At 56.7% G+C, this 22,221-nt stretch carries 19 protein-coding genes; 10 read left to right on the forward strand and 9 right to left on the reverse strand.

The genetic code is table 11. The features are described 5' to 3' along the window. Window positions 1-464: 464 nt before the first annotated feature. The 4 genes from WH50_RS12410 to nadC form a co-directional block, all read right to left on the reverse strand. A complete protein-coding gene (locus WH50_RS12410) occupies window positions 465-821 on the reverse strand; it encodes a phasin family protein (RefSeq protein WP_104151662.1) in 357 nt (118 codons plus the stop codon). Between the two features lie 355 nt (window positions 822-1,176). Further along, on the reverse strand, window positions 1,177-3,318 hold the full coding sequence (gene pta, locus WH50_RS12415; RefSeq protein WP_110187587.1) for a phosphate acetyltransferase: 2,142 nt from the start codon (window positions 3,316-3,318) through the stop codon (window positions 1,177-1,179). Next, window positions 3,315-4,571 (reverse strand): acetate kinase, encoded by a 1,257-nt coding sequence (locus WH50_RS12420; protein WP_110187588.1) that lies wholly within the window; start codon window positions 4,569-4,571, stop codon window positions 3,315-3,317. The genes pta and WH50_RS12420 overlap by 4 nt, the downstream gene beginning before the upstream one ends. 426 nt (window positions 4,572-4,997) lie before the next feature. After that, window positions 4,998-5,840 carry a carboxylating nicotinate-nucleotide diphosphorylase gene (gene nadC / locus WH50_RS12425; RefSeq protein ID WP_110187589.1) on the reverse strand — a complete coding sequence of 281 codons (843 nt, stop codon included), beginning with the start codon at window positions 5,838-5,840 and terminating at the stop codon, window positions 4,998-5,000. A 259-nt stretch (window positions 5,841-6,099) separates the two neighbouring features. Between nadC and ampD the strand changes: the two genes are divergently transcribed. Then, entirely contained in the window at window positions 6,100-6,672 is a 573-nt protein-coding gene (ampD, locus tag WH50_RS12430; RefSeq protein ID WP_110187590.1) for a 1,6-anhydro-N-acetylmuramyl-L-alanine amidase AmpD, read from the forward strand. Window positions 6,673-6,744: 72 nt separating this feature from the next. Then, on the forward strand, window positions 6,745-7,785 hold the full coding sequence (locus tag WH50_RS12435) for an ABC transporter ATP-binding protein (protein WP_110187591.1): 1,041 nt from the start codon (window positions 6,745-6,747) through the stop codon (window positions 7,783-7,785). Between the two features lie 130 nt (window positions 7,786-7,915). Here WH50_RS12435 and WH50_RS12440 read toward each other — a convergent pair whose 3' ends face one another. From WH50_RS12440 to WH50_RS12455, 4 genes are all read right to left on the reverse strand, one after another. Further along, entirely contained in the window at window positions 7,916-9,586 is a 1,671-nt protein-coding gene (locus WH50_RS12440) for an ABC transporter permease (RefSeq protein ID WP_243410093.1), read from the reverse strand. Between the two features lie 228 nt (window positions 9,587-9,814). After that, the gene (locus tag WH50_RS12445) at window positions 9,815-10,834 is read right to left on the reverse strand and encodes a Fe(3+) ABC transporter substrate-binding protein (protein WP_110187593.1); all 1,020 of its coding nucleotides are present in this window, start codon (window positions 10,832-10,834) and stop codon (window positions 9,815-9,817) included. A gap of 244 nt (window positions 10,835-11,078) precedes the next feature. Beyond that, entirely contained in the window at window positions 11,079-12,578 is a 1,500-nt protein-coding gene (locus WH50_RS12450) for a M14/M99 family metallopeptidase (protein ID WP_110187594.1), read from the reverse strand. Continuing rightward, window positions 12,575-13,921 carry a L,D-transpeptidase family protein gene (locus tag WH50_RS12455; RefSeq protein ID WP_110187595.1) on the reverse strand — a complete coding sequence of 449 codons (1,347 nt, stop codon included), beginning with the start codon at window positions 13,919-13,921 and terminating at the stop codon, window positions 12,575-12,577. The genes WH50_RS12450 and WH50_RS12455 overlap by 4 nt, the downstream gene beginning before the upstream one ends. Window positions 13,922-14,611: 690 nt before the next feature. Between WH50_RS12455 and WH50_RS12460 the strand changes: the two genes are divergently transcribed. The 8 genes from WH50_RS12460 (at window position 14,612) to WH50_RS12495 (ending at window position 22,010) form a co-directional block, all read left to right on the forward strand. Continuing rightward, entirely contained in the window at window positions 14,612-14,956 is a 345-nt protein-coding gene (locus tag WH50_RS12460; protein ID WP_110187596.1) for a hypothetical protein, read from the forward strand. Window positions 14,957-15,115: 159 nt separating this feature from the next. Beyond that, entirely contained in the window at window positions 15,116-16,156 is a 1,041-nt protein-coding gene (locus WH50_RS12465; RefSeq protein ID WP_110187597.1) for a hydroxymethylglutaryl-CoA reductase, read from the forward strand. Continuing rightward, the gene (fni, locus tag WH50_RS12470) at window positions 16,153-17,175 is read left to right on the forward strand and encodes a type 2 isopentenyl-diphosphate Delta-isomerase (protein ID WP_110187598.1); all 1,023 of its coding nucleotides are present in this window, start codon (window positions 16,153-16,155) and stop codon (window positions 17,173-17,175) included. The genes WH50_RS12465 and fni overlap by 4 nt, the downstream gene beginning before the upstream one ends. 18 nt (window positions 17,176-17,193) lie before the next feature. Next, on the forward strand, window positions 17,194-18,366 hold the full coding sequence (locus WH50_RS12475) for a hydroxymethylglutaryl-CoA synthase (RefSeq protein WP_110187599.1): 1,173 nt from the start codon (window positions 17,194-17,196) through the stop codon (window positions 18,364-18,366). Beyond that, the gene (locus WH50_RS12480; RefSeq protein WP_104151677.1) at window positions 18,363-19,355 is read left to right on the forward strand and encodes a mevalonate kinase family protein; all 993 of its coding nucleotides are present in this window, start codon (window positions 18,363-18,365) and stop codon (window positions 19,353-19,355) included. Before WH50_RS12475 ends, WH50_RS12480 begins: the two co-directional genes overlap by 4 nt. Then, window positions 19,339-20,280 (forward strand): mevalonate kinase family protein, encoded by a 942-nt coding sequence (locus WH50_RS12485; protein ID WP_243410095.1) that lies wholly within the window; start codon window positions 19,339-19,341, stop codon window positions 20,278-20,280. The genes WH50_RS12480 and WH50_RS12485 overlap by 17 nt, the downstream gene beginning before the upstream one ends. Continuing rightward, window positions 20,261-21,280 carry a diphosphomevalonate decarboxylase gene (gene mvaD, locus WH50_RS12490; protein WP_110187601.1) on the forward strand — a complete coding sequence of 340 codons (1,020 nt, stop codon included), beginning with the start codon at window positions 20,261-20,263 and terminating at the stop codon, window positions 21,278-21,280. The genes WH50_RS12485 and mvaD overlap by 20 nt, the downstream gene beginning before the upstream one ends. Then, window positions 21,255-22,010: an HAD family hydrolase gene (locus tag WH50_RS12495; protein WP_110187602.1), complete on the forward strand. Its 756-nt coding sequence runs from the start codon at window positions 21,255-21,257 to the stop codon at window positions 22,008-22,010. Before mvaD ends, WH50_RS12495 begins: the two co-directional genes overlap by 26 nt. A 23-nt stretch (window positions 22,011-22,033) precedes the next feature. Here WH50_RS12495 and WH50_RS26330 read toward each other — a convergent pair. Further along, a partial coding sequence (locus WH50_RS26330; protein ID WP_207780286.1) for a hypothetical protein occupies window positions 22,034-22,221 on the reverse strand: 188 nt, incomplete at its 5' end.

Genomic DNA, 22,221 nt, shown 5'->3' on the forward strand with positions numbered 1-22,221 from the left:
TACTCTCAACCAACTTTACAAACACCAACGCAGTTGTGAGGGAATCCCAACTGCACGTACCAACAACGAAAGATCCTTAAGACAAAGAAGTAACGCAATAGTGATTAATGAACGTTGAAAACACCCACCTCACAATAAGCGCTCGCTCCTGCTGAGACAGTCAGGTTGTGCTGTTACCCCGCACCAATGACTTAAACCGAATCCATCAGACCAACCGGTCAATCCGTCCCATATCAAGAGTGAGGCCTGTTCTCGCTTCCCGATAAACATTGGATAGGTAACGTGAGCCGCCAAGAAGCGGAGTTGCATCAGCGTACAAGTTGCCTTGCGCTGAAGGTGTGCCCACCGCGCTGACTGATGCCTGGTTTCCTGCCGCATACGTCAGTCAGCACTGCGTGGTGGGTATGGAGACTATCGTCCGTGACGTTCCAGTCCTTGAAAGGCTTACAACATGAGCGTGGTGATCAGGCCTTGAACTGGGTCATCCAGCTCTTCATGGCGCTGCTGTAGGCATCGCTCAGCTCATCGAACACTTTGCTGCTGGCATCGCGTGCTTCCAGCATCAGGCCCATCTGCTTCTGGGCATTGCTGACGAACTTGCTGTCCAGGTTCTTGGCATAGACCGCCTGAGCATCGAAGGCAGCCACGATGTCTTTGGCAGAGGCCAGCTGCTTGGCCTGGTTGATGCTGCTGGAGACCAGCTCACGGCTGTATTCGGAATATTCTTTCAGCATGGTTTCGGCAGTCTTCTTACCGATTTCGCCCAGTTCGATCATGGGCTGATACACTTTCTTGATGTCTTCGAAGGCTGTCTTATACATAATGCGCTCCTCGTATGTTGCGCTGCACAAAGTTGATATGGATGATTTTTAAACAGCACTGGCATTATGTCAACAGCTATTTTGTGCGGTGCAATATAGAAAATTGTTTCAGCCTGAGCGGGTCTTTCCGGAGTGAAAGTAACGCTCTGATTTTATTGAATTTGGGCTTCAGGTAAGTGTGCCATAAGGTATGTTTCAGACTGTTGTCAGGCTTGGAGGAGTGAGACTCAGGGCAAACTGCACAGTTCTTTTGACATGGCAGATGGCGGTGAAGAGGGCATTTTTATCCAGTATAAAAACAGCAAAGCGCCATGTGAGGCGCTTTGCTGTTGTCTGGGGCAGTAACGTCGGGCAATTAGCCCGACTGGGTGGCCTGAATGGCTGTCAGGGCGATGGTAAAGACGATGTCTTCCACCAGTGCGCCGCGTGACAAGTCGTTCACCGGCTTGCGCATGCCTTGCAGCATGGGGCCGATACTGATGACGTTGGCACTGCGCTGGACCGCCTTGTAGGTGGTATTGCCGGTGTTCAGATCCGGGAAGATGAAGACCGTCGCCTTGCCCGCTACGGTGCTGCCCGGCGCCTTGCTGTGCGCGACGTTTTCCATGACGGCCGCATCGTATTGCAGCGGGCCGTCAATCAGCAGGTCAGGGCGGCGTTCACGGGCGATTCGGGTGGCGGTGATGACCTTGTCTACATCGGCACCGGTGCCGGAGCCGAGAGTGCTGTAGCTGATCATCGCCACGCGCGGCTCAACACCGAAGGCCCGGGCGGAGTCGGCACTCTGGATGGCAATCATCGCCAGCTCTTCAGCATTGGGGTCGGGGTTGATGGCGCAGTCGCCATACACCAGCACCTGATCGGGCAGACACATAAAGAAGATCGACGAGACCAGACTGTAACCCGGTGCCGTCTTGATCAGCTGCAGCGCAGGGCGGATGGTATTGGCTGTGGTGTGTACCGCACCGGAGACCAGTCCGTCGACCGTACCCTGATGCAGCATCATGGTGCCCAGTACCACATGGTCCTGCAGCTGTTCTTCGGCAATCAGATCAGTCATGCCTTTGCTCTTGCGCAGCTCGACCATCGGCGCCACGTAATCACGCCGCACGCTGTTGGGGTCGACGACCTCCACACCTTCACCGAGCACCACGCCACTCTGCTGGGCGATAAGACGGATTTCCTCCGGGTTACCGAGCAGTACGCAGCGGGCGATCTTGCGTTCGGCACAGATGGCCGCGGCCTTGATGGTGCGCGGCTCGTTGCCTTCGGGCAGAACGATGGTCTTGCTGGCGCGACGGGCGCGCTCGATCAGCTGGTAGCGGAAGGCCGGTGGCGACAGACGGCGCACATAGTCGCTGCTGCGGAAACTTTGCAGCCACTGATGATCGATATGCAGAGCACCTTCTTCCTTGACCTTGTTGATACGCTCGGCGTCATCCAGTGGCACTTCCTGATTGAAGCGCTGCATGGTGATGGCTGTCTGCCATGAGCCGGTAGAAATGGCCATCATCGGCAGGCCGCTGCGCATGGCCTGTTCACACAGGCTCATCACTGAGGGAGCGGGAGTGAAGCCGCCGGTAAATACCAGTGCCGCAATTTCCACCCCGTTGAGTGCGGCAAGACAGGTGGCCAGCACCACGTCATCACGATCACCGGGGGCGAACACCAGCGTACCGGGGCGCAGTTCATCAATGACGTTGGCCACACTGCGGGCCATCATGGCGATGCGCGTGACACGGCGTACCACCATGGCTCCCTCATTGATGATGGTGGCGTCGAAATAGCGGGCAATATCCAGTGCGCGGGGGGCGCTCAGGCCAGGCGTCCAGGGCAGGGTGCCCAGCAGGCGGAAGTCGTTGCTGAACAGAGTGCTTTGCTCACGCACCTGCTCGGCGCTGATGCTCTGGGTGAAGGTACGGTCCATGCTGGCATCTGGGCGGGTACGCCCTTCACGGTCGATGGGCGCTCCCAGTTTGTTGACGATGCAGCCCAGTACCCGTTTGTGTTCGATACCGCCATAGGCACGGGCGGTGATCTCGATGTGATCTTCCAGTTCGGCGGGGGTATCAATCCCCGGTGCGGCCACCAGCACAATCTCGGCATCCAGCGCACTGGCAATGGCCTTGTTGAGACGGGTCGAATAGTAGTGGCTCTGGGTCGGTACCAGCCCTTCGATGATAACCACATCGCAGTCATCAGGGCGGTAGTCTTCAAAACGACCGACGATTTCCTCCAGCAGTTCATCACCGCGATCTTCACTGAGCAGCCCTTCGATATAGCGAATTTCCAGCGGCGGCGCGATGGGATGCTTGCAGGAGGAAGCGAGCATCTGGGTAGAGCGCTCGGGGCCGCTGTCGCCGGGATGCAGCTGGGCAATGGGCTTGAAGAAATGCACCTTGATACCTTGCTGATCCATGGCATGGAACAGACCCAGTGCCGCTGTGGTGAGGCCGACACCCAGACCGGTCGGCACCAGCATCAGTGTTCTGATCATGCTTGCTCTCCTTGCGCGGCCGCTGCCAGCGCGACGCTGTCACGGGCAATCATCAGTTCTTCATTGGTGGGAATAACCCATGCCGCGGCGTGGCCGTTCTGACTGATCTTGCCTGCCTTGCCACGAATACACTGCTCGTTGGCTTCGCTGTCCAGCTGCAGACCCAAAAAGCCCAGCCAGTCGAGGGTGCGGGCTCGGATAAGCGAGGAGTTCTCGCCGATGCCACCGGTAAATACCAGCGCATCCAGACGGCCAAGGGGAATCATCAGCTCGCCGACGGCCTTGGCCAGACGATAGGCATAGATTTCCAGCGTCAGCTGTGCCTGCTCGTGGCCATTTGCTGCGGCTTCCTCGATGGTGCGGCAGTCATTGCTGAGGCCGGAAAGGCCCAGCAGCCCGCTCTTTTTCCACAGGATGGCATCGATTTCGTCAGTGCTTTTGTTCAGGCGATGAGCCAGATAGGCAATGATGCCCGGGTCAATGGAGCCGCAACGGGTGCCGTGCACAACGCCTTCAAGCGGGGTCAGGCCCATGGTGGTATCAACCGAGTGGCCATGCTTCACGGCGGTCAGGCTGGCACCATTACCCAGGTGAGCGATGATCAGCTTCAGCTCGGCCGCGGGCTTGTTCAGCAGGCGGGCGGCTTCAGCGGTGACATAGCGGCAACTGGTACCGTGGAAGCCGTAGCGGCGTACGCCAAGATCCCGGTAGTACTCGTAAGGCAGCGGGTAGAGGTAAGCGTAATCCGGCATTTGCTGATGGAAGGCCGTATCAAACACGGCCACCTGTGGCAGCTGCGGGAAGGCTTCCTGAGCGGCTTCGATCCCCAGCAGGTTGGCCGGGTTATGCAGCGGTGCCAGATTACTGCAGTCGGCAATACGCTGCTGACTCAGGCTGTCGATCAGAATGGCTTCACGGAAATGTTCGCCACCGTGGACCACACGATGGCCAATCGCCGTCAGCGACTGCACCAGCGCCGGATATCCCAGCAGGTACGTGACCAGTGCTTGCAGTGCAGACTTGTGAGTATGGGGTGTCAGTGCCTGTGTCTGCTTCGCACCGTTCTGCTTGAAGACGATTTCAGCATCGTCACTGCCCAGACGCTCGGCCATGCCTGACAAGGGCTGTTCGCCAGTGCTGGCATCGATGACCGCGAATTTGAGGGAGGAACTCCCGCAGTTGAGGACCAGTACATAGCTGGTCGCGCCGCTGGCGGGGGTACTGTTGATTGAGGCATCGTTCGTAGATGTCATGCGCACACTTCACTGAATAGTTGAATTCCTACCCCATAACGACCACGAGCCTGCGCTACCGCTGTCTTGAGAGCGGGGAAGGGCAGAGCTCAGGATTATTGTTGTTATGAAGCGTGAGGGGCACGTCGTTGAGTAACCATAGCCCATCCACGGTAATGGGCCACTTTTCCTGTCAGAACCTGTTTTCGATCTGCTGTGCGTCGGCCACCCGGCGTTGCAAAAACCTGCAGAATGCGCATTTACCGCCAGTAAACGCCGCTTCTTCAGCTCTTTTCGCCTTGTTTGGGCCTGACTCGCGAGATCGTGAACAGGTTCCTGGCAGTGGATTCTGCCTTGTTGTTATGGGTTGCCTGCAACCGGGCTGAGGTTGCAGAGCGGGTCAGTCACAAGGCTACCTGAGCGCGTGTGACAGAATAAGGGCAAACGTTACACCGCGGGGATGTCGCTGCTAAAGCGCATGGACAGGTCCACCGCCTTGCAATCTTTGGTCAGACCGCCGATGGAAATATAGTCAACGCCGGTTTCGGCGATGGGGACCAGCGTCAGGTCGGTCACGTTACCCGAGGCTTCCAGTTTGGCCCGGCCTGCGGTGAAGGCAACCGCATCACGCATCTGCTGCAGGGTAAAGTTATCCAGCATGATGATATCGGCACCGGCCTCCAGAGCCTGTTGCAGTTCGTTATGGTTTTCCACCTCGACTTCCACTGGCTTGCCGGGCGCCAGTTCGCGCGCCTTGCTGACGGCCTGGGCAATGCCACCGCAGGCCATGATGTGGTTTTCCTTGATCAGGAAAGCATCAAACAGGCCAATGCGATGATTGAAACAGCCCCCCAGGGTGACTGCATATTTCTGCGCCATACGCAAACCGGGCAGAGTTTTACGGGTGTCGAGAATACGCACCTGGGTATGGTCTACCAGATCAGCGTAATGGCGGCAGCGGCTGGAAGTGGCGGACAAGGTTTGCAGAAAGTTCAGGGCAGTACGCTCGGCGGTCAGCAAGGAGCGGGCAGGCCCAATCAGGCTGAACAGGCGGGTATTGGGGCAGACCTGATCGCCTTCGTTGATATGCCATTGCACCTTGATCTGCGGGTCTACCTGACGGAAAACTTCATCCACCCAGGGGCGGCCACTGATGACGGCTTCATCACGGGAAATCACCGTAGCGGCAGCCATACGCTCTGCGGGAATCAGCGCCGCCGTGATATCACCGGCACCTATATCTTCTGCCAGTGCATTGCGTACGGTGTCTTCAATTCCCAGATGCTGCATTATTTTTCTACCTTGTAGTCGCTGGTATGAGTAGGTTTTGCTAATTCGCGATGCTGCCCGGCACGTAAATACGTTTTGTGCGCTGCAGACGCTGACTGCTCCATGCTCGCCATTTACCGGGCAAATCATTAACCGAGTAATTGAGCAGTGTGAAATCGAGAGTGCGGGATTTTACTGAACTTTAGTGGTAAAACCCAAGCGCAGTTGCCCCTGATGTGTAACCTTCAGGCTGAATTCACAGAACTTTTTGCCGAAGATCATGACTTTATCCATTCCTCTGAGCATTACCGATGGCTGGCTTGATTTGGCCCGCAAAGTACCGTCGCCCAACCATAATGAGCGACCTGCGGATGAGGTCAGTTTGCTGGTGATTCACAATATCAGCCTGCCGCCCTGTCAGTTTGGCGGCCCCTATATCGAGCAGCTATTTACCAACTGCCTTGATCCGGATGCACACCCGTTTTTTGCCGAGATTGCTTCGCTGCGTGTGGCGGCACATCTGCTGATTCGTCGCGATGGTGAACTGGCGCAGTTCGTCAGCTTTGACCAGCGCGCGTGGCACGCTGGCGTATCGAGTTTTGCCGGGCGGGAGGGCTGCAATGATTTCTCCATCGGCATCGAGATGGAAGGCTCTGACTTCGAGCCCTTCACTGCGGTGCAGTATCAGCAGCTGGCTGCGGTCACGGAGGCGATTCAGCGAGCCTATCCGCAGATCAGTGCTGAACGTATTACCGGCCATAGTGATATTGCCCCCGGGCGCAAGACGGACCCGGGCCCGTATTTCGACTGGGAGCACTACCGGGCCTTGCTTCCTGCTTCAGCAAAATCGTGACGCTTTTGCTAACGAGAATGGTTGGCTTTTATACTTGGCTGCGACCAGATCAGAGTGAGAGCGCCAACCGTGATGGATAAAGTGCTGGAAGTGAAGGGCCTGCAGTGCAGCTATGATGGGCAGCCGGTAGTCAGCGAGGTCAGCTTTCATCTGCATGAGGGTGAAATCGCCTGCCTGCTTGGCCCCAGCGGTTGCGGCAAGACCACCGTGTTGCGGGCGCTGGCGGGGTTCAATGCCGTCGATGGCGGAGAAATTGAACTCTATGGGCGGGTGCTGTCTGCTGCAGGTGTGCACCTGCCACCTGAGCAGCGTCGCATCGGCATGGTATTTCAGGACTATGCGCTGTTTCCGCATCTGACCGTCGCGCAGAACATTGCCTTCGGCCTGAAGGGCGTAAGCCGTAAGGACGCCGATACCCGGGTCAGCGAACTGTTAAGTCTGGTGCAGCTGGAAGGAAAGGGGCAGCGCTATCCCCACGAACTTTCCGGCGGCCAGCAGCAGCGAGTAGCACTGGCCCGTGCACTGGCACCCCGGCCCGATCTGTTGCTGATGGATGAACCGTTCTCCAATCTGGATACCGATCTGCGTCGTCATCTGGCTCGTGAAGTACGGGAGATTCTCAAACAGCAGGGCATCCCCGCGGTGCTCGTGACCCACGATCAGGAAGAAGCCTTCGCCTTCTCCGACAAGGTCGGTGTGCTGGCGGAGGGTCGTCTGCATCAGTGGGATTCTCCCTATAACCTCTATTATTCTCCCAGCAGCCCGCGGGTAGCGGCCTTTGTCGGCAAGGGTGAATTTATTCCCGGCACCGTGCGTGATGGTTTGCTTTGTACCGACGTGGGTAATGTGATGCTGACCTGCAATCAATGGCAGGACGGTGATGAGGTGCAGCTGTTTGTGCGTCCTCATGAAATTGTCCCCGCTGATGCTGAAGGGGCTCAGGCACAGATTCTGGCCAAGGAGTTCCTCGGCACGACCACCCTTTATACGCTGCAGCTGTCGAGCGGGCGGCTGGTGTCATCGGCTGTCGACAGCCATATTGATCTGCAGGTGGGCGACGCTGTCACTGTCAGTCTGCAGCCGCCCCGGCCGGTAACCTTTGCCGCTGCCTGACTGACCTGTGCCTGTTCACAGTCGGCACAGGCCGTCAGCAACATATCAGCAGCATAAAAGACGCAGAGCGCGTCTTTTATGCTTTCCGGGGGCTGTATGTTTTTCAGCCGCGTCAGGTAGTGCAGAGACGTTATTGGATGCGATAGCGGCGGGTTGCCGTGATCGTGCGGCTCAGCAGAATGACCGGAATAATCCCCACCAGTACGATCAGCAGCGCTGCCAGCGAGGCCTCTGGCAGGCGTTCATCCGAGGCATACTGATAGACGTGAATGGCCAGTGTGTCGAAATTGAAAGGGCGCAGCACCAGTGTGGTCGGCAGCTCCTTCATGCAGTCGACAAACACTACCAGTACGGCGGTCAGCAAGCCGCCGCGTATCAGCGGCAGATGCACTTTCACCAGCGTCTGGCTGGCGTTATAGCCCATCGAGCGGCAGGCCATGTCCATGGACGGCGTCACCTTGCCCAGACTGGATTCCACAGAGCCTGCAGATATAGCCAGAAAGCGCACGCTATAGGCAAACAGCAGAGTAAAGAGGGTGCCACTGAGCAGCAGGCCGGTGGAGATGCCGAGACTGCTGCGCAGCCAGCCATCCAGGGTGTTATCGAACGCGGCAAAGGGAATGATGATACCGATGGCCAGTACCGCACTGGGCATGGCGTAACCCAGCGTGGCTGCCTGCGTCATGCTGCTCAGCAGGCGACTTCTATGCAGGCGTTTGGCGTAGGCCAGTAACAGGCCCAGCACGGTGCAGAACACGGCAGCGGCCAGTGCCAGTGCCAGACTGTTCCAGGCCAGCCGGAGGAAGTCCGGGCTCCAGCTTTGTTCAGCGTGCCGCCAGGCGTAACGGGTCAGATCCAGCAGAGGCACGATGAAGCCTGCGAACACGGGCAGCACACAGGCGGTCCAGGCCAGCACTGCTCTGAATCCGCGTAACCGGTGTAGCTGGATGGCCTTGAAGCGATCCCCCTGCTGAAACTGGCGCTGCCGTGAACGTCCCTGCTTTTCCATGACAATCAGCACGACCACGAAGATCAGCATCAGGGCGGCAAGCTGTGCTGCACCGCCCAGATTGCCCATGTTCAGCCAGGTATCGTAGATGCCTGCCGTAAGTGTTTTAACGGCAAAAAAATCGACGGTACCAAAGTCGTTGAGGGTCTCCATCATCACCAGTGACAGACCGACCGCAATGGCCGGGCGGGCCATGGGTAACGACACGCGCAGAAATGCCTGTAATGGCGTGCAACCCAGCGTCCGTGCAGCATCTTTCACGGTGGCTGCCTGTTCAAGAAAGCTGGCTCTGGCCAGCAGATAAACATAGGGATAGAGCACCAGTCCCAGCATCCAGATGGCACCACCCAGACTGCGAATAGGAGGAAACCAGTAATCGCGCTGTGTCTTCCAGCTGAATAGCTCCCGCAGCCATGCCTGCAGTGGCCCTGAATATTCCAGCAGGTCGGTATAGACATAGGCGATCACATAGGCCGGTACCGCCATGGGTAAGAGCAGCGCCCACTCGAAAACGCGGCGTCCGGGAAAGTGGTAGGTGCTGATCAGCCAGGCACTGACAATGCCGATGGACCCCGCCAGTACGCCTACTCCCAGCATCAGTGTGAGGGTGGTTATAACATAGTTGGGCAGGACAGTGGACAGCAGGTGGGGCCAGATATTGTCAGCGGGAAACAGTGCCAGCCAGAAAATCGACAGCAGCGGCAAGGCAACCATGATGGCGGCCACAGCAGCACTCAATAGCCAGCCCTGGCCGTTGATACTGCGCTGTCTGGAGTAGGAGAGGAATGCCATGTTAGGGATTCTCTGCATTGCCACGTCAGGGCTCAAGATCGTTGGCAAGGTCTTGCTCAGGATCTGCTGCGGCAGAAAATAAAAACCGAAAGCAGCATGCCGCTTTCGGTGACTATGAATATCAGCCCATCGGGCCAGTCACTGGCTGAGAACAAGAGATGCAGGCCAAGGGGGAGACCTCATCTGCCAGTGTGTTATCCACTTCCGCTGTGGGGTGATTGATCCTGCTTAGTTATCGAAGCCAACCTTGTCGACCAGCTTGCTGGCCGCTTCACGGGTCTCGGCAATCTTCACCAGCGGCAGTTCATCCTGTTTGAAGTCGCCCAGGTAACTTTGCAGCAGTTCGGAGCGCTGCACGCCTGCCTTGACCGGAAACTCCTGATTCAGGTCGGCATACATATGCTGGGCTTCGTCCTGACTGAGGAACTCCATCAGTTTGATGGCGTTGTCCTTGTGCGGGGCATACTTGGCCAGGGAGATGCCGGAGATATTCATATGGGTACCGCGATCCTGCTGATTGGGCGCAATGGGAGTTACCTGTTTGGCCCACTCGATCTCTTCAGGGTTTTCCTGATTGTTCAGCATCTTGAAGAAGTAGTAGGAGTTGCCAATGGCCAGATCGCACTGACCTTCTGCAATAGCGCGAATTTGTGCCCGGTCGTTCCCTTCAGGGCGGCGCGCCAGATTGGCTTTGACACCCGTTAGCCATTGCTCGGCTTCAGCCTCGCCGTGATGGCTGATCATCGAGCCGATCAGGCCCAGGTTGTAATTGTGTTTACCGCTGCGGGTACAGATGCGGCCCTGCCATTTAGGATCGGCCAGCTGCTCGTAGGAAGTGATTTCACCCTGCTGAACGCGGTCTTTGGATGCATAAATCAGGCGGGCCCGCGACGTCAGTGCAAACCAGTGGTTGTCCGGGTCCTGAAAGTGCTGGGGAATATTCTGCTCCAGCAGTTCACTGGTCACCGGCTGGCTCAGACCACGGGTTTTGACATCGTGTACTACACCAATATCTACCGTCATGATCAGATCGGCCGGGCTGTTCTGACCCTCATTCTGCAGGCGTTCCAGCAGGCCTTTGTCAGCGTAGACCACATTGACCTTGACCCCGGTTTTCTGGGTGAACTGATCAAACATCGGTTGAATCAGAAAGGGGGCGCGATAGGAATAAACATTCACTTCTTCTGCCGCGTTGACTGAAGTGGTGATGGCGGCAACCGTTAACAACAAGACTGACGGTTTAAACATGACTCTCTCCGGACTGCATCTGCCCAACAACAGGTCATTGCGAGGAGATGCTAGGGTGAACTCAGGATAAAACGCGAATCAGTCTCATTGAACGTAAAAAATGAGTCAATATTTTTTGCACTTTTTGTGCAATTTTTAAAGCTCTGCCTGAGTGGACAAGTGTCTGTGTTTGGATGCGTTCGCTGAAAAGCATTACAGGAGCCTGAGCTCCTGTAATGTGGGGACGAGGGTGTGTGAGGGCAGGTTACTGGCTCAGCTGCACCCAGATTTCACCCACCGGGTTACCACGGCTGTCGGTGGCGACCACCGCGTAGCGCTTGCCTTCACCATGCTCCGAGTACTGACGGAGCAGCCGTGACTTGTCGGGCTCAATCAGATAGCCACGATCATCATTGGGCATTTTGCTGGGGGTTTCGGGTACCCAGCCGCGGAAGTTGAGCGTGACCGTCTCATCATTGCTGCCATCGCCGAAGCTACTGATCAGCTCCAGCCGGTCAGCCGGTGCCAGTTTGAGCGTATCGCCACTGAGCAGAACGTGATGTTTGTCATTGACTGCGACCACGAAGACACGGGTGACGTTCTGGCGATGATCATGCTGTTCCTGCTTTTGCTTGTCGGCATAGCGCGCATACTGCTCGTCACTCAGGGCTTTGATATCAATGCTGCCAAACTTCTGGCCTTCCTTGCGGAATACCATCTGGGTGTCCTTGCCAACCCTGAAGCTTTGCTTGAAGTCATTGAGGTTGCCATAGCCCAGCAGATCCATGGTCACGCCGCGCTTGTAGTCGGTGCCGATATCCACCACCTGAACCTCATCATTACGGCGGATAGTCAGGGTGTCCTTGTCTTTCAGCATGTGCGGCACGCCATTGACCATCACTTCGGTGTAGTGCAGCCCTGAAGTGGGAATCAGGATACGTGGGGCTTCAGCGACAATACCCAGGCGTTCCATAAAGGCATTGATCACCAGATTGTGATAGAGAATCTTGTCTTCCAGTGAGGGCAGATTTTTCGATGCTTCAACGCCAAAAGCTGGCAGGCACTCCTTGCGCAGTGCGTAATAGGTTGCTGTTTTACGCATCTCTGAATAAGGGGTATCCGGATCGGCGGTACGGGTATTGAAGAAGTGCAGGTGATGCTGCTCGTTGCTGATCCTGCTGTTCACTTCGCCCAGCACGCTGTCCGCCATTTCCTGCAATGGCAGCACGGAACCGTCATCGCAGGTGAAGTTGGCGCTGTCAGCAATCAGTGACTGCCCGTAGCGATTGGGGTTACGCAGGCTGTCTACATAGACCGGTGAGTGATAACCCCAGCCGTCATGCAGGTGCAGAAACAGGTCGGCCTGTGACATCAGTTCCTTGAGCTTGCCAACCACCTGATACATCGGGCCGGTCTTAGCCTCATCGTGGAATTGGCGATTCATATCTCCATCGGGGCCGCGATCACCCAGGATGATGGACTTCAGGTTGGCACGAGGAACGACGATCAGGTTGCCTTTCTCCAGCACCAGATCAGGGTAAAGGTCAGCAGACAGATAGCCGCCCGGCTCATCACCCTGTATCCCGCCGATCAGCAGCAGGGTTTTTCCATCCTGGCGACCCTTGACGTAATAGACATTCAGCTCGTAATCAGAGCCTGCAAAAAACACTTCGTGGCTGCTGCTTGGGCGGGTGTCGGCACGCACCGTACAGGTGCAGCTGAGCATTGCCGCCAGACTCAGGGCAAGACTAGTTATTTTTTTCATTTCAATGCAGTCCAGGACTCGGAAACAATACTGAAGTCGCCAGGACAGCCGCTCAGCATCAGTGTTTTGATACCCACGTCAGAGTAATTGTCACTCTGGTAGTTCTGCTTAAAAGTGACGCGGTAGAGATCGCCCTTGACCGGGGCAATCTGCAGATTGGAATAGCTGATCTTCTGCTCGGGACGCTGGGCAAAAATGCCACTTTTGTAGACCTGCCAGTCGGCCAGCTTCTTGCCGCCATCATAGGTGAACTGGGGGTTATAGAGCGCCAGATATTCGAAAATCTCGTTTTTGCTCCAGGTGTCGATCCACTTGTCAACGAAGCGGGTTGCCTCTGCCGTCAGAATAGGCTGGATGGGCAGGGCGATGCTGTCCTCGGCCACCAGACTCAGCTTGTCACCATCAGGCTTGAAGAACAGGCGCTTGTGGTCGTAGGAGAACAGATTGGCTGCGCAGTAGGTCTGATTGAAGTCGAACACGACCTGCTTGCCGTCTTCTTTAAAAGCATAGATATTGCTGATCTTGATATCGCGCTCGGGGTAGGCTGCTGCCAGTGCCTTCTTCTTCGCTACCCAGGCATCACGGTTGAGGCCGTTGGCATCATGGAAGGTGGGGTGAAGAATTTTGGCCAGTGAGGTGATGTCGGCGTTGTTCCAGTCCTTGAAGAAGGCATCCAGCTGTTTAAACAGACTGGCCTTTCGCGCCTCGTAGGCGGCAGGTGTCATGAACTCAGTCTTGGGGCTGATGATGATATTGGTGCCCGGTTTGAGCACGGGTTCCAGTTCACGGATTTCCTTGTTCTGGAACGCTACACAGCCACGCGTGGCGACTTTACTAGGATCGTTGTCATCTCGACCGTGCAGCCAGATGCCGCTGCCATTACGACCTTCAATGCGGTCCAGCGGGTTGGGGTAATCCAGCGGGAAGGCGCCGCTGCCATAGACGGGAGCCAGCTGTGAGTCGGGAATGAACTTCTCGATACGGTAAACCCCTTCCGGCGTTTTCAGGTCGCCTTCGCTCTGTTTGTCGCCGTCCTGCTGACCGAATTGCAGGTGAGTAATTTCTCGCACTACATGGGGGATATCATTCTCCATGTGCACCAGATAGGCATTCTTGCGCTGCTTATCGATCAGAATGGAGGTGGTAGGCTCGGCATCCCGGCTAAATAGATGAGCAGGCAGCTGCGAAGCTAGTTTCTTCTCTTCTGCTGTAGGCTCATCGGCATGGCTGACTGAGCTGAGTGTCAGCGCGGTCGTCAGCACTGCAAGCAGCAATCTGCCTTGCTTTTTCAAGGGTACCGACAAACGCTCGCGGCGATATCTGATCTTGGCTGCTTGGTCCATGGACAGTATTGCTTCCACATGTCAGGAATAATGAAGGCACTAACTGAAGCAACAGCACGACGGCAGCTGAGTTAAAGGGACTGGTAACCTGCTTCATCTGGTGAGCTTGCGGCCCCTGCGGAAAAGCTGAATTCAGGGTGCGAGGACAATAGTTTTACAGCACTCAGCGTTAAGACACTGACAGCCAGATGAAGACAAAGTGTGCAGAGATACCCTGAGAAAGCACTCGTCGGTTGGTGCTCCATCCACCACCTGATCCAGAGTAGCAACGGTTGATCTGATCGCCTGGGGTGGTTAAGCGTACCCTGAGGCAACGCTTTATTTAGAACCAATTCGTATTGTTTCAAAAATTCAATCTGCGGCATTCTACCTGTGGCCGTATATTGCTGCAAACGCTGCCGAGCATCTCCACATTTTTATGCGAACAGGTGTGCGGGAGCAGGTGCTGCTATTATTATCCCTGCTCATCGATGTGGACTTTGCCTGGCAGCAGACCGACAGTTAGCGGACGTGAAAAGGGTGAGTTTGGCGGGTGACCGCGTAGGGCATATACTCTAGCGACGTTGTCCGAGGGGGGGGCGCTCTTTGTGCGTTAACCGTTGGTCCTCTGGTGGCTGCGAACCAAGGTGAGTTTGCTGCAACGTTTAGGTGTACTCTGTTTTATTGACACGGATATCAAGGAATTCATCCATGCCCTATATTGAACGAAATGCCGATGGGCAGATCATCGCAGTGTACGCTGTGGAGCAGCCGCAAGCTCACGAGTTTCTTGAGCCAGATGATCAGGAGCTGCAACAGTTTCTGTTTCAGGATAACGGTCGCACCTTTGCCTACATGCGCCAGTCTGACCTTGAGCTGCAGCGCGTCCTTGAGGATGTGATCGATCTGCTGATCGATAAGGGCATACTGATGTTTACCGACCTTCCGGTTGAGGCCCAGAAAAAGCTGGTTGGGCGTAAGCGAGTACGTCAGGTTCTGAAAAATCGCAACACTATTCTGGGTACTGACGACGAGGATGATCCTCTGCCGTTATAGCCTTCCAGCACGCGCCCGGGCTGAATTGCAATTGCTTTGGGGCGTCGCTACAATCGCCTCACCTCTGGCCCCGTCACCACTGGCGTAGTGGTCTTTCATGCAGATTTTGAAAGGGAAATGCGCTGTTGGTTTCCCTTTTTCGAGCCAAAAATACCTCCGATGAAAGCGCACAAGATTACAACCGCGCCTGTCCCAATGCGTTGGGTGGGGCCTATCAGAATCAGTGGCAATATCATGGATGCAGAGGTCTCAGTGCCCCTGGCAACCTATGAATCCCCCCTTTGGCCCTCTGTTGGTCGTGGTGCCCGCGTTTCCATGCTGTGCGAAGGCGGTATCAAGGCCACGCTTGTCGATGAGCGTATGTCTCGCTCCATCCTGCTGGAAGCCGCCGATGCCGGCGCCGCACTTAGCGCCATTACCAGCCTCAATTGTCGTCGTGACGAAATGCAGGCAGTGGTATCCACCAGCAGCCGCTTTGCCCGCCTGATCGATGTGCGTCATCAGATCCTGGGGAACCTGTTATTCGTCCGCCTGGAATTCACCACAGGCGACGCCTCCGGCCACAATATGGTGACCAACGCCGCTGATCATCTGATGCGCTGGATCCTGCAGAGCTATCCGCAGCTCAGTTACAGTTCCATTTCCGGCAATTTCTGCTCAGACAAAAAGCCTACCGCCGTGAATGGCATTCTTGGTCGTGGTAAGAACGTCATCACCGAGATTCTGATCCCCCGTGACATCTGTGAGCGTCGGTTGAAAACCACGCCGGAGAAAGTGGTTGATCTCAATATCAAAAAGAACCTGATCGGCACTATGCTGGCGGGGGGACTGCGCAGTGCCAATGCGCACTACGCCAATATGCTGTTGGCTTTCTATCTGGCTACTGGGCAGGATGCGGCCAATATCGTTGAGGGTTCGCAGGGGATGACCCACGCCGAAGTGCGTAATGGCGATCTGTATTTTTCCTGTACCCTGCCTAATCTGATCGTAGGTTCCGTGGGTAATGGCAAGGGGCTGGATTTTGTTGAAGACAATCTGACCCGACTGGGCTGCCGTGAGCCCCGTGAGACCGGTGCCAATGCCCGCCGTCTGGCCGTCATTTGTGCGGCAACTGTACTTTGCGGTGAGTTGTCACTGCTGGCGGCCCAAACCAATCCTGGCGAGTTGATGGAAGCGCATATTCAGCTGGAGCGCGGATGAGTAACTCGACCAATGATCGCAAGATTGAGCATATCCGCGTAATTGAAGAAGACCCTGACACTGATCGTCAGGGTGACCATTTTGCCTCCTGGCACCTGATGCATCGCGCCCTGCCGGAAATTGACTACGCTGAGGTTGATCCTGGCGTGAGCTTTCTTGGCAAACGTCTGTCCTTTCCCCTGCTGATCTCTTCCATGACGGGGGGCGATCACGAGCTGGTGCTGCGGGTCAACCGCAATCTGGCGCAGGCTGCCGAAGCAACCGGTGTCGCCATGGGCGTTGGCTCCCAGCGGGTGATGTTCACCCATCCCGAATCCTGCAACAGCTTTGCCTTGCGCCAGTGGGCACCAACCACGGTGCTGCTGGGGAATCTCGGTGCCGTTCAGCTCAACTATGGTTTCGGGCTGGAGGAAGCACAAAGTGCTATCAACATCATGCAGGCGGATGGTCTATTCTTGCACCTGAACCCGCTGCAGGAAGCTGTGCAGCCGGAAGGTGACCGCAACTTTAAAGGGCTCGCTGCCAAGATCGCTGCTTTGCAGGCTGAGCTGACCACGCCGCTGATTCTGAAGGAGGTCGGCTGTGGTATGACGCCAGCTGATATCGAACTGGGGTTGGCGGCTGGTATTCGTTATTTTGATCTCGCCGGTAGCGGTGGTACGTCGTGGAGCCGTATTGAGCATCATCGGCGTGGCCGTGGCGATCTTGGCCTGCGGATGCAGGACTGGGGTATCCCGACGCCGGTTGCGCTGGACTGGGCCCGTCCGTATCAGGAAAGAGCGACATTTATCGCCAGTGGTGGGCTGCGTAACGGTTTGGACATGATCAAGTCTGTTATACTCGGCGGCTCTCTGTGTGGCCTGGCTGCGCCCTTGCTGAAGCCTGCCATGGAGTCTGCCGAGGCCGTGATTGCCGTGATAGAAGGGGTTAAGCAGGAGTTCACCACCGCGATGTTTTTGCTGGGGGTAACCCGTGTTGAACAGCTCCACCTAAATGATGCCTTGCTTTGGCGCAGGTAACAGGAACTGAGTCTCTATATGAAGGTTGGCATTGAAGATATTTGTTTCTACACCGCCAGTTATTACCTGGACTTACAGGTATTGGCTGAGGTGCACCAGATAGATGTAGAGAAGTTCTATGCTGGTATCGGGCAAGAGCAGATGAGCATGGCTGCGCCAGACGAAGACATCGTCACTATGGCAGCGGCTGCGGCTCTCCCGGTAGTGGAAGGTCAGGACAAAAGCGCCATCCGTACCCTGCTGTTTGCCAGTGAAAGTGGTATCGATCAGTCCAAATCCGCTGGCGTCTATGTGCATCGCCTGCTGGAGCTGGACCCCGCCTGCCGTGTTGTAGAGCTGAAGCAGGCGTGTTACAGCGCCACTTCCGCCATCCAGATGGCCTGTGCTCTGGTTGCCCGTCAGCCACAGCAGAAGGTGCTGGTGATAGCCTCCGACATTGCTCGTTATGATCTGGATTCGTCCGGCGAGCCGACGCAGGGCTGTGGAGCCGTGGCGATGCTGATCAGTGCCGATCCTAAAATCATGGAAGTGGAGCCGGTATCCGGGCTCTACACCGAAGATGTGATGGACTTCTGGCGTCCCAACTATCGTGGAACGGCGCTAGTAGATGGCAAGTACTCCACCAAGGTCTATCTGAAGTCTCTCAAACACGCCTGGCTGGATTATCAGCAGCAGGGCGGGCATGCGTTCTCTGAGTTCAACTATTTTTGCTATCACCAGCCTTTTACCCGTATGGCGCAAAAGGCCCACAGCCATTTGCTGAAACAGGTTGGTGCCAGTTTGTCTGCGGCAGAAGCCGAAGCTCAGATTGCCGATACCCTAAGCTACAACCGCAGTATCGGCAACAGCTACACCGCCTCAATCTATATCGGCCTGACGTCCCTGCTGGAAAATGCAGAGCATGACCTGGCTGGTCAGCGCGTCGGCTTCTTCAGCTATGGCTCGGGTTGCGTGGCAGAGCTGTTCTCTGGTGTGGTACAGCCGGGCTATCAGGCTCATCTGCACAAAGACTATCACCAGACTTTGCTTGCCCGTCGCCAGTCGGTGGATTACGCCACGTATCGTCGCCTGTATGACTACCCCAATCCGGTTGATGGCGGCGAGCATGCTATTGCCGCTGAAACTACCGGTCCTTTCCGTCTGGCTGCTATCAGCCAGCACAAGCGCATCTACGAAAAAACAGCATCATGATTCAGGCCAGTGCCCCCGCGAAAGTCATCGTCAGTGGTGATCACTCAGCAGTCTACGGGGCACCTGCTCTGGTAGCTGCCGTCTCTCCCCGTGCCCGAGTACGACTGGCTAAGGTCGACTCACCGGTCGTGCGCCTGCATGCCGATGGCGAAACCACTGAGCTGACCGTGGCAGAGACGCTGGAGCTGCAGGAAGAGCTGGACGAGCTGCACGATGCCTTTATGGAAGGTGAGATTCGCGTCGACGAGATTATGGAGTCAGGCCGCGAGCTGTTCTTCTATACCATGGCGCAGTGGCTGCAGCCTGATGCTCGCAGCGGCGTTGAGCTGTGGCTGGAGTCAGATATCCCGGTCAGCAGTGGTTTGGGCTCGTCTGCTGCAACTATCGCGGCGGCATGTAAGGCTGCAGGGGAGTTCTTCGGCGAACCCTTTGAAGACAATGATGCGCTGATCGCACTGGTCAAATTTATCGAGCGTCTGCAACACGGCCGTGGCAGTGCCATGGACGCATCTGCTGTGGTGACAGGCGGCGTGATTCGCCTGATTGATGGCAAGGTCATGCCCAGTGCACCGCTGGATGCTGACTGGTGGGTGGTGTTTACCGGTAAGGCCGCCTGCTCCACCGGTGAGTGCGTGGCCAGAGTGCGTGAGCGTTTTGCCACATCGCCGGTCTGGCAGGATTTTGCTGAGGTCACCCGCAGTATGACGGCGGCGCTGGCAGAGCAGAACGAAGCGTACCTGCAGGCCGCTATTCGCGAAAATCACCGGCTGCTGGTTAAGATTGGTGTGGTGCCGAAGCTGATCGATGGCTTTATCGCCGAGATTGAAGCACTGGGCGGTGCGGCCAAGGTCTGTGGCGCAGGCAGTATCCGTGGTGACAATGCGGGCGTCGTGCTGGTGCGCGGTGTGAACCCCACCGAGCTGGCGGCCAGACATGGTTTCAAATGTACAACCATCACAGGTGAGCACGACGGTGTACGCCTGGAATAAGATTCGTACCTCTGCCCCCGGTAACCTGATGGTGATGGGGGAACATGCCGTATTGCATGGCCAGTGGGCCCTGGGGGCGGCGGTGGATAAGCGTATCCACCTTGAGCTGCAACCTCGGGCAGACCGGCAGGTCATTATCCATTCCGCTCTGGCGGAATATCACAGTGATCTGGATCAGCTGGAAGACCACCCCAATCTGAGCTTTGTGCTCAAGGTCATCACGCTGATGCAGCCGCAGTCTGGCTTCGAGCTGACCATTGTTTCCGAGTTCAGTCATACCGTTGGCCTTGGCTCCTCCGCCGCCGTAACCGTCGCGCTGGTGGCGGCACTGATGGCCTGGCACGCCGGTCATGCCAGTCTCGACCGCCGAATTCTGCTGGCTACCGCCCATGAAACCGTACTGGCCGTGCAGGGCCGTGGCTCGGGTACGGATCTGGCAACCAGTGTGCACGGCGGACTGATTGCCTATCGCATGGCACAGCGCGAAGTAATCCCTCTCCCCGGTTTATGGCCCATTGCGCTGGTCTACGCGGGCTACAAGACACCGACTCCGGTGGTCATACGCCATATTGCGGCCGCTGCGGAAGCCAACACCGCGCTGTATGACAGCCTCTACCAGCTGATGGGTGACTGCGCCGAACAGGCCATGGCCGCACTGGAAGTGTCGGATCTCCCCGGGTTTGCCCGTTGTCTGAACATGCAGCATGGCTTGCTGGATGCGCTGGGAGTCTGCGATGCGAGTCTGGCGGATATCGTTTATCGCCTGCGTGGCATGGACGGAGTACTGGCTGCGAAGATTTCAGGCTCTGGTCTGGGCGACTGCATTCTGGCGCTGGGCAGAGTGGAGCCAGACCTGTTGCCCTACGAAGTGATTGATGTAGCCATGAGTGACCGAGGAGTGGAAATTGAGTTTGTCGCCTGCTGAAGCCCTGCGCCTGTACCTGCCGGAGTGCACTCCTGTACTGCAAACGCAGGCAGAAGCCTTTGCACCGAGCAATATCGCCCTGTGCAAGTACTGGGGCAAGCGTCAGGCCGCCCTGAATCTGCCGGTCAACAGCTCGCTGTCCATCAGTCTGGGAGAGCTTGGCACTCGTACCCGGCTGCAGGTGATCGATGCTCCAAGTGATGAAGTCTGGCTTAACGGTCAGCAGCTGGATGCCGACAGTCGCTTTGTTCGCAAGGTGTCGCAATTCATTGATCTGTTCCGCTCCCTGACACCTGCCCGTTTTCGGGTGACCACCCACAACAATATTCCTACTGCTGCCGGGCTGGCATCATCAGCCTCCGGATTTGCGGCTCTGACGCTGGCACTGGCGGGCATCTATGCGATTCCTCGCGATGGCCGCAGCCTGTCTCGTATCGCGCGGATGGGCAGCGGCAGTGCATCACGTTCGCTGTTCTGCGGTTTTGCCCAATGGCATAAAGGTGAGCTGGACGACGGCAGTGACAGCTTTGCCGAGGTACTGTCTGAAGCGTGGCCCGACCTGCGTATCGGGGTGGTGGAAATTACCACTGCCGAGAAAAGCGTCGATTCCCGTGCGGGGATGACCCGTACCACCGACAGCTGTCTGCTTTATGAAAAATGGCCACAGCAGGCTGCCCGTGATTTGCAGACCTTACGCCAGGCTATTGCTGCACAGGATTTCACCTTGCTGGGCGAGACCGCCGAGCACAACGCCCTGTCCATGCACGCCACCATGATCGCCTCCTGGCCGCCGCTGTTGTATTGGCAGCCCGCCAGTATTGAGGCCATGCAGCAGGTCTGGCAGTGCCGGGCGCAGGGCATTGAGGTGTATTTCACTATGGATGCCGGCCCCAACATCAAACTGCTGTTCCAGCAGCACAGTATTGAGGCTGTACGTGCCTGTTTCCCCACCATGACGGTTGTTGATCCCTGGCATGGTCCTGACCCCCTGCAAGGCTGAAGTGCCCTGGGCACAGATTAAAGGCATCATCTTCGACAAGGACGGTACCCTGGTGGATTTCTACCCCACCTGGATACCGCTCTATCATCTGGCCCTGCGTGAGCTGGCGCGTCGGGCGCCACTGGCTGCAGGGCAGGATGCAACCTTTGCGCAGTTGCTTAGCGTCAGTGGCTTTACTGACGGACAACGGCTGAACCCTGACTCGCCACTGGTACACAGTGACCCCGAGACGATCCTGCGTCTGTGGGGCAGTGTACTGGGTGTTCATCAGGTGGATGTGCTGGAAGGGTGGGTCGCGCCGGTGTTTGCCGAGCATTACTTGCAACACCTGCGTACACCCTGTGATTTGCCCGCACTCTGCCGCTGGCTGAGCGAGCGCAAGCTGGTTCTGGCTCTGGTCACGTCAGACTCACAGCACTATGGTGACGCCGCGGTGAAGGCGCTGGGGATAGCACCGTGGATCACGCCCGTCATCGGTTCAGATCAGGGGCTGGCTGCCAAGCCTGATCCGGCCATGGTGCATGCCTGTCTGCAACGTTGGCAGCTGGACGCTTCCCGGATCGCGGTGATTGGCGATCATCCGAAAGACCTGCAAATGGGTCGTGCGGCAGGGGCCGGGCGTGTCATCGGCGTGCTCAGCGGTGCCAGCAGCGCTGCCGAGCTGGCGCCCTGGTGCGATGAAATCTGGCCCCATATTGGCTATTTACGGTCAGTGCTAACTCAGGTCTGACCCTGTCAACATCATCTCCCGGGTTACGCTTGCTGCAACCCTTGTGCGCTGAGTTTGTCACTGTCGCAACGCTTGTGATGGCTTGGCTTGGCTTGGCTTGGACGGATCAACGCTTTTGCTCGCTCTTGTTGCTGTTGCTGTTGCTGTTGCTGTTGCTGTTGCTGTTGCTGTTGCTGTTGCTGTTGCTGTTGCTGTTGCTGTTGCTGTTGCT

The sequence above is a fragment of the Pokkaliibacter plantistimulans genome (genome assembly GCF_003194385.1).
GTDB lineage: Bacteria > Pseudomonadota > Gammaproteobacteria > Pseudomonadales > Balneatricaceae > Pokkaliibacter > Pokkaliibacter plantistimulans.

Coding starts and splice junctions, on each gene's coding strand:
- WH50_RS12410 (WP_104151662.1), bottom strand. CDS start 821: ATGTATAAGACAGCCTTCGAAGACATCAAGAAAGTGTATCAGCCCATG.
- pta (WP_110187587.1), bottom strand. CDS start 3,318: ATGATCAGAACACTGATGCTGGTGCCGACCGGTCTGGGTGTCGGCCTC.
- WH50_RS12420 (WP_110187588.1), bottom strand. CDS start 4,571: ATGACATCTACGAACGATGCCTCAATCAACAGTACCCCCGCCAGCGGC.
- nadC (WP_110187589.1), bottom strand. CDS start 5,840: ATGCAGCATCTGGGAATTGAAGACACCGTACGCAATGCACTGGCAGAA.
- ampD (WP_110187590.1), top strand. CDS start 6,100: ATGACTTTATCCATTCCTCTGAGCATTACCGATGGCTGGCTTGATTTG.
- WH50_RS12435 (WP_110187591.1), top strand. CDS start 6,745: ATGGATAAAGTGCTGGAAGTGAAGGGCCTGCAGTGCAGCTATGATGGG.
- WH50_RS12440 (WP_243410093.1), bottom strand. CDS start 9,586: ATGGCATTCCTCTCCTACTCCAGACAGCGCAGTATCAACGGCCAGGGC.
- WH50_RS12445 (WP_110187593.1), bottom strand. CDS start 10,834: ATGTTTAAACCGTCAGTCTTGTTGTTAACGGTTGCCGCCATCACCACT.
- WH50_RS12450 (WP_110187594.1), bottom strand. CDS start 12,578: ATGAAAAAAATAACTAGTCTTGCCCTGAGTCTGGCGGCAATGCTCAGC.
- WH50_RS12455 (WP_110187595.1), bottom strand. CDS start 13,921: ATGGACCAAGCAGCCAAGATCAGATATCGCCGCGAGCGTTTGTCGGTA.
- WH50_RS12460 (WP_110187596.1), top strand. CDS start 14,612: ATGCCCTATATTGAACGAAATGCCGATGGGCAGATCATCGCAGTGTAC.
- WH50_RS12465 (WP_110187597.1), top strand. CDS start 15,116: ATGAAAGCGCACAAGATTACAACCGCGCCTGTCCCAATGCGTTGGGTG.
- fni (WP_110187598.1), top strand. CDS start 16,153: ATGAGTAACTCGACCAATGATCGCAAGATTGAGCATATCCGCGTAATT.
- WH50_RS12475 (WP_110187599.1), top strand. CDS start 17,194: ATGAAGGTTGGCATTGAAGATATTTGTTTCTACACCGCCAGTTATTAC.
- WH50_RS12480 (WP_104151677.1), top strand. CDS start 18,363: ATGATTCAGGCCAGTGCCCCCGCGAAAGTCATCGTCAGTGGTGATCAC.
- WH50_RS12495 (WP_110187602.1), top strand. CDS start 21,255: ATGGTCCTGACCCCCTGCAAGGCTGAAGTGCCCTGGGCACAGATTAAA.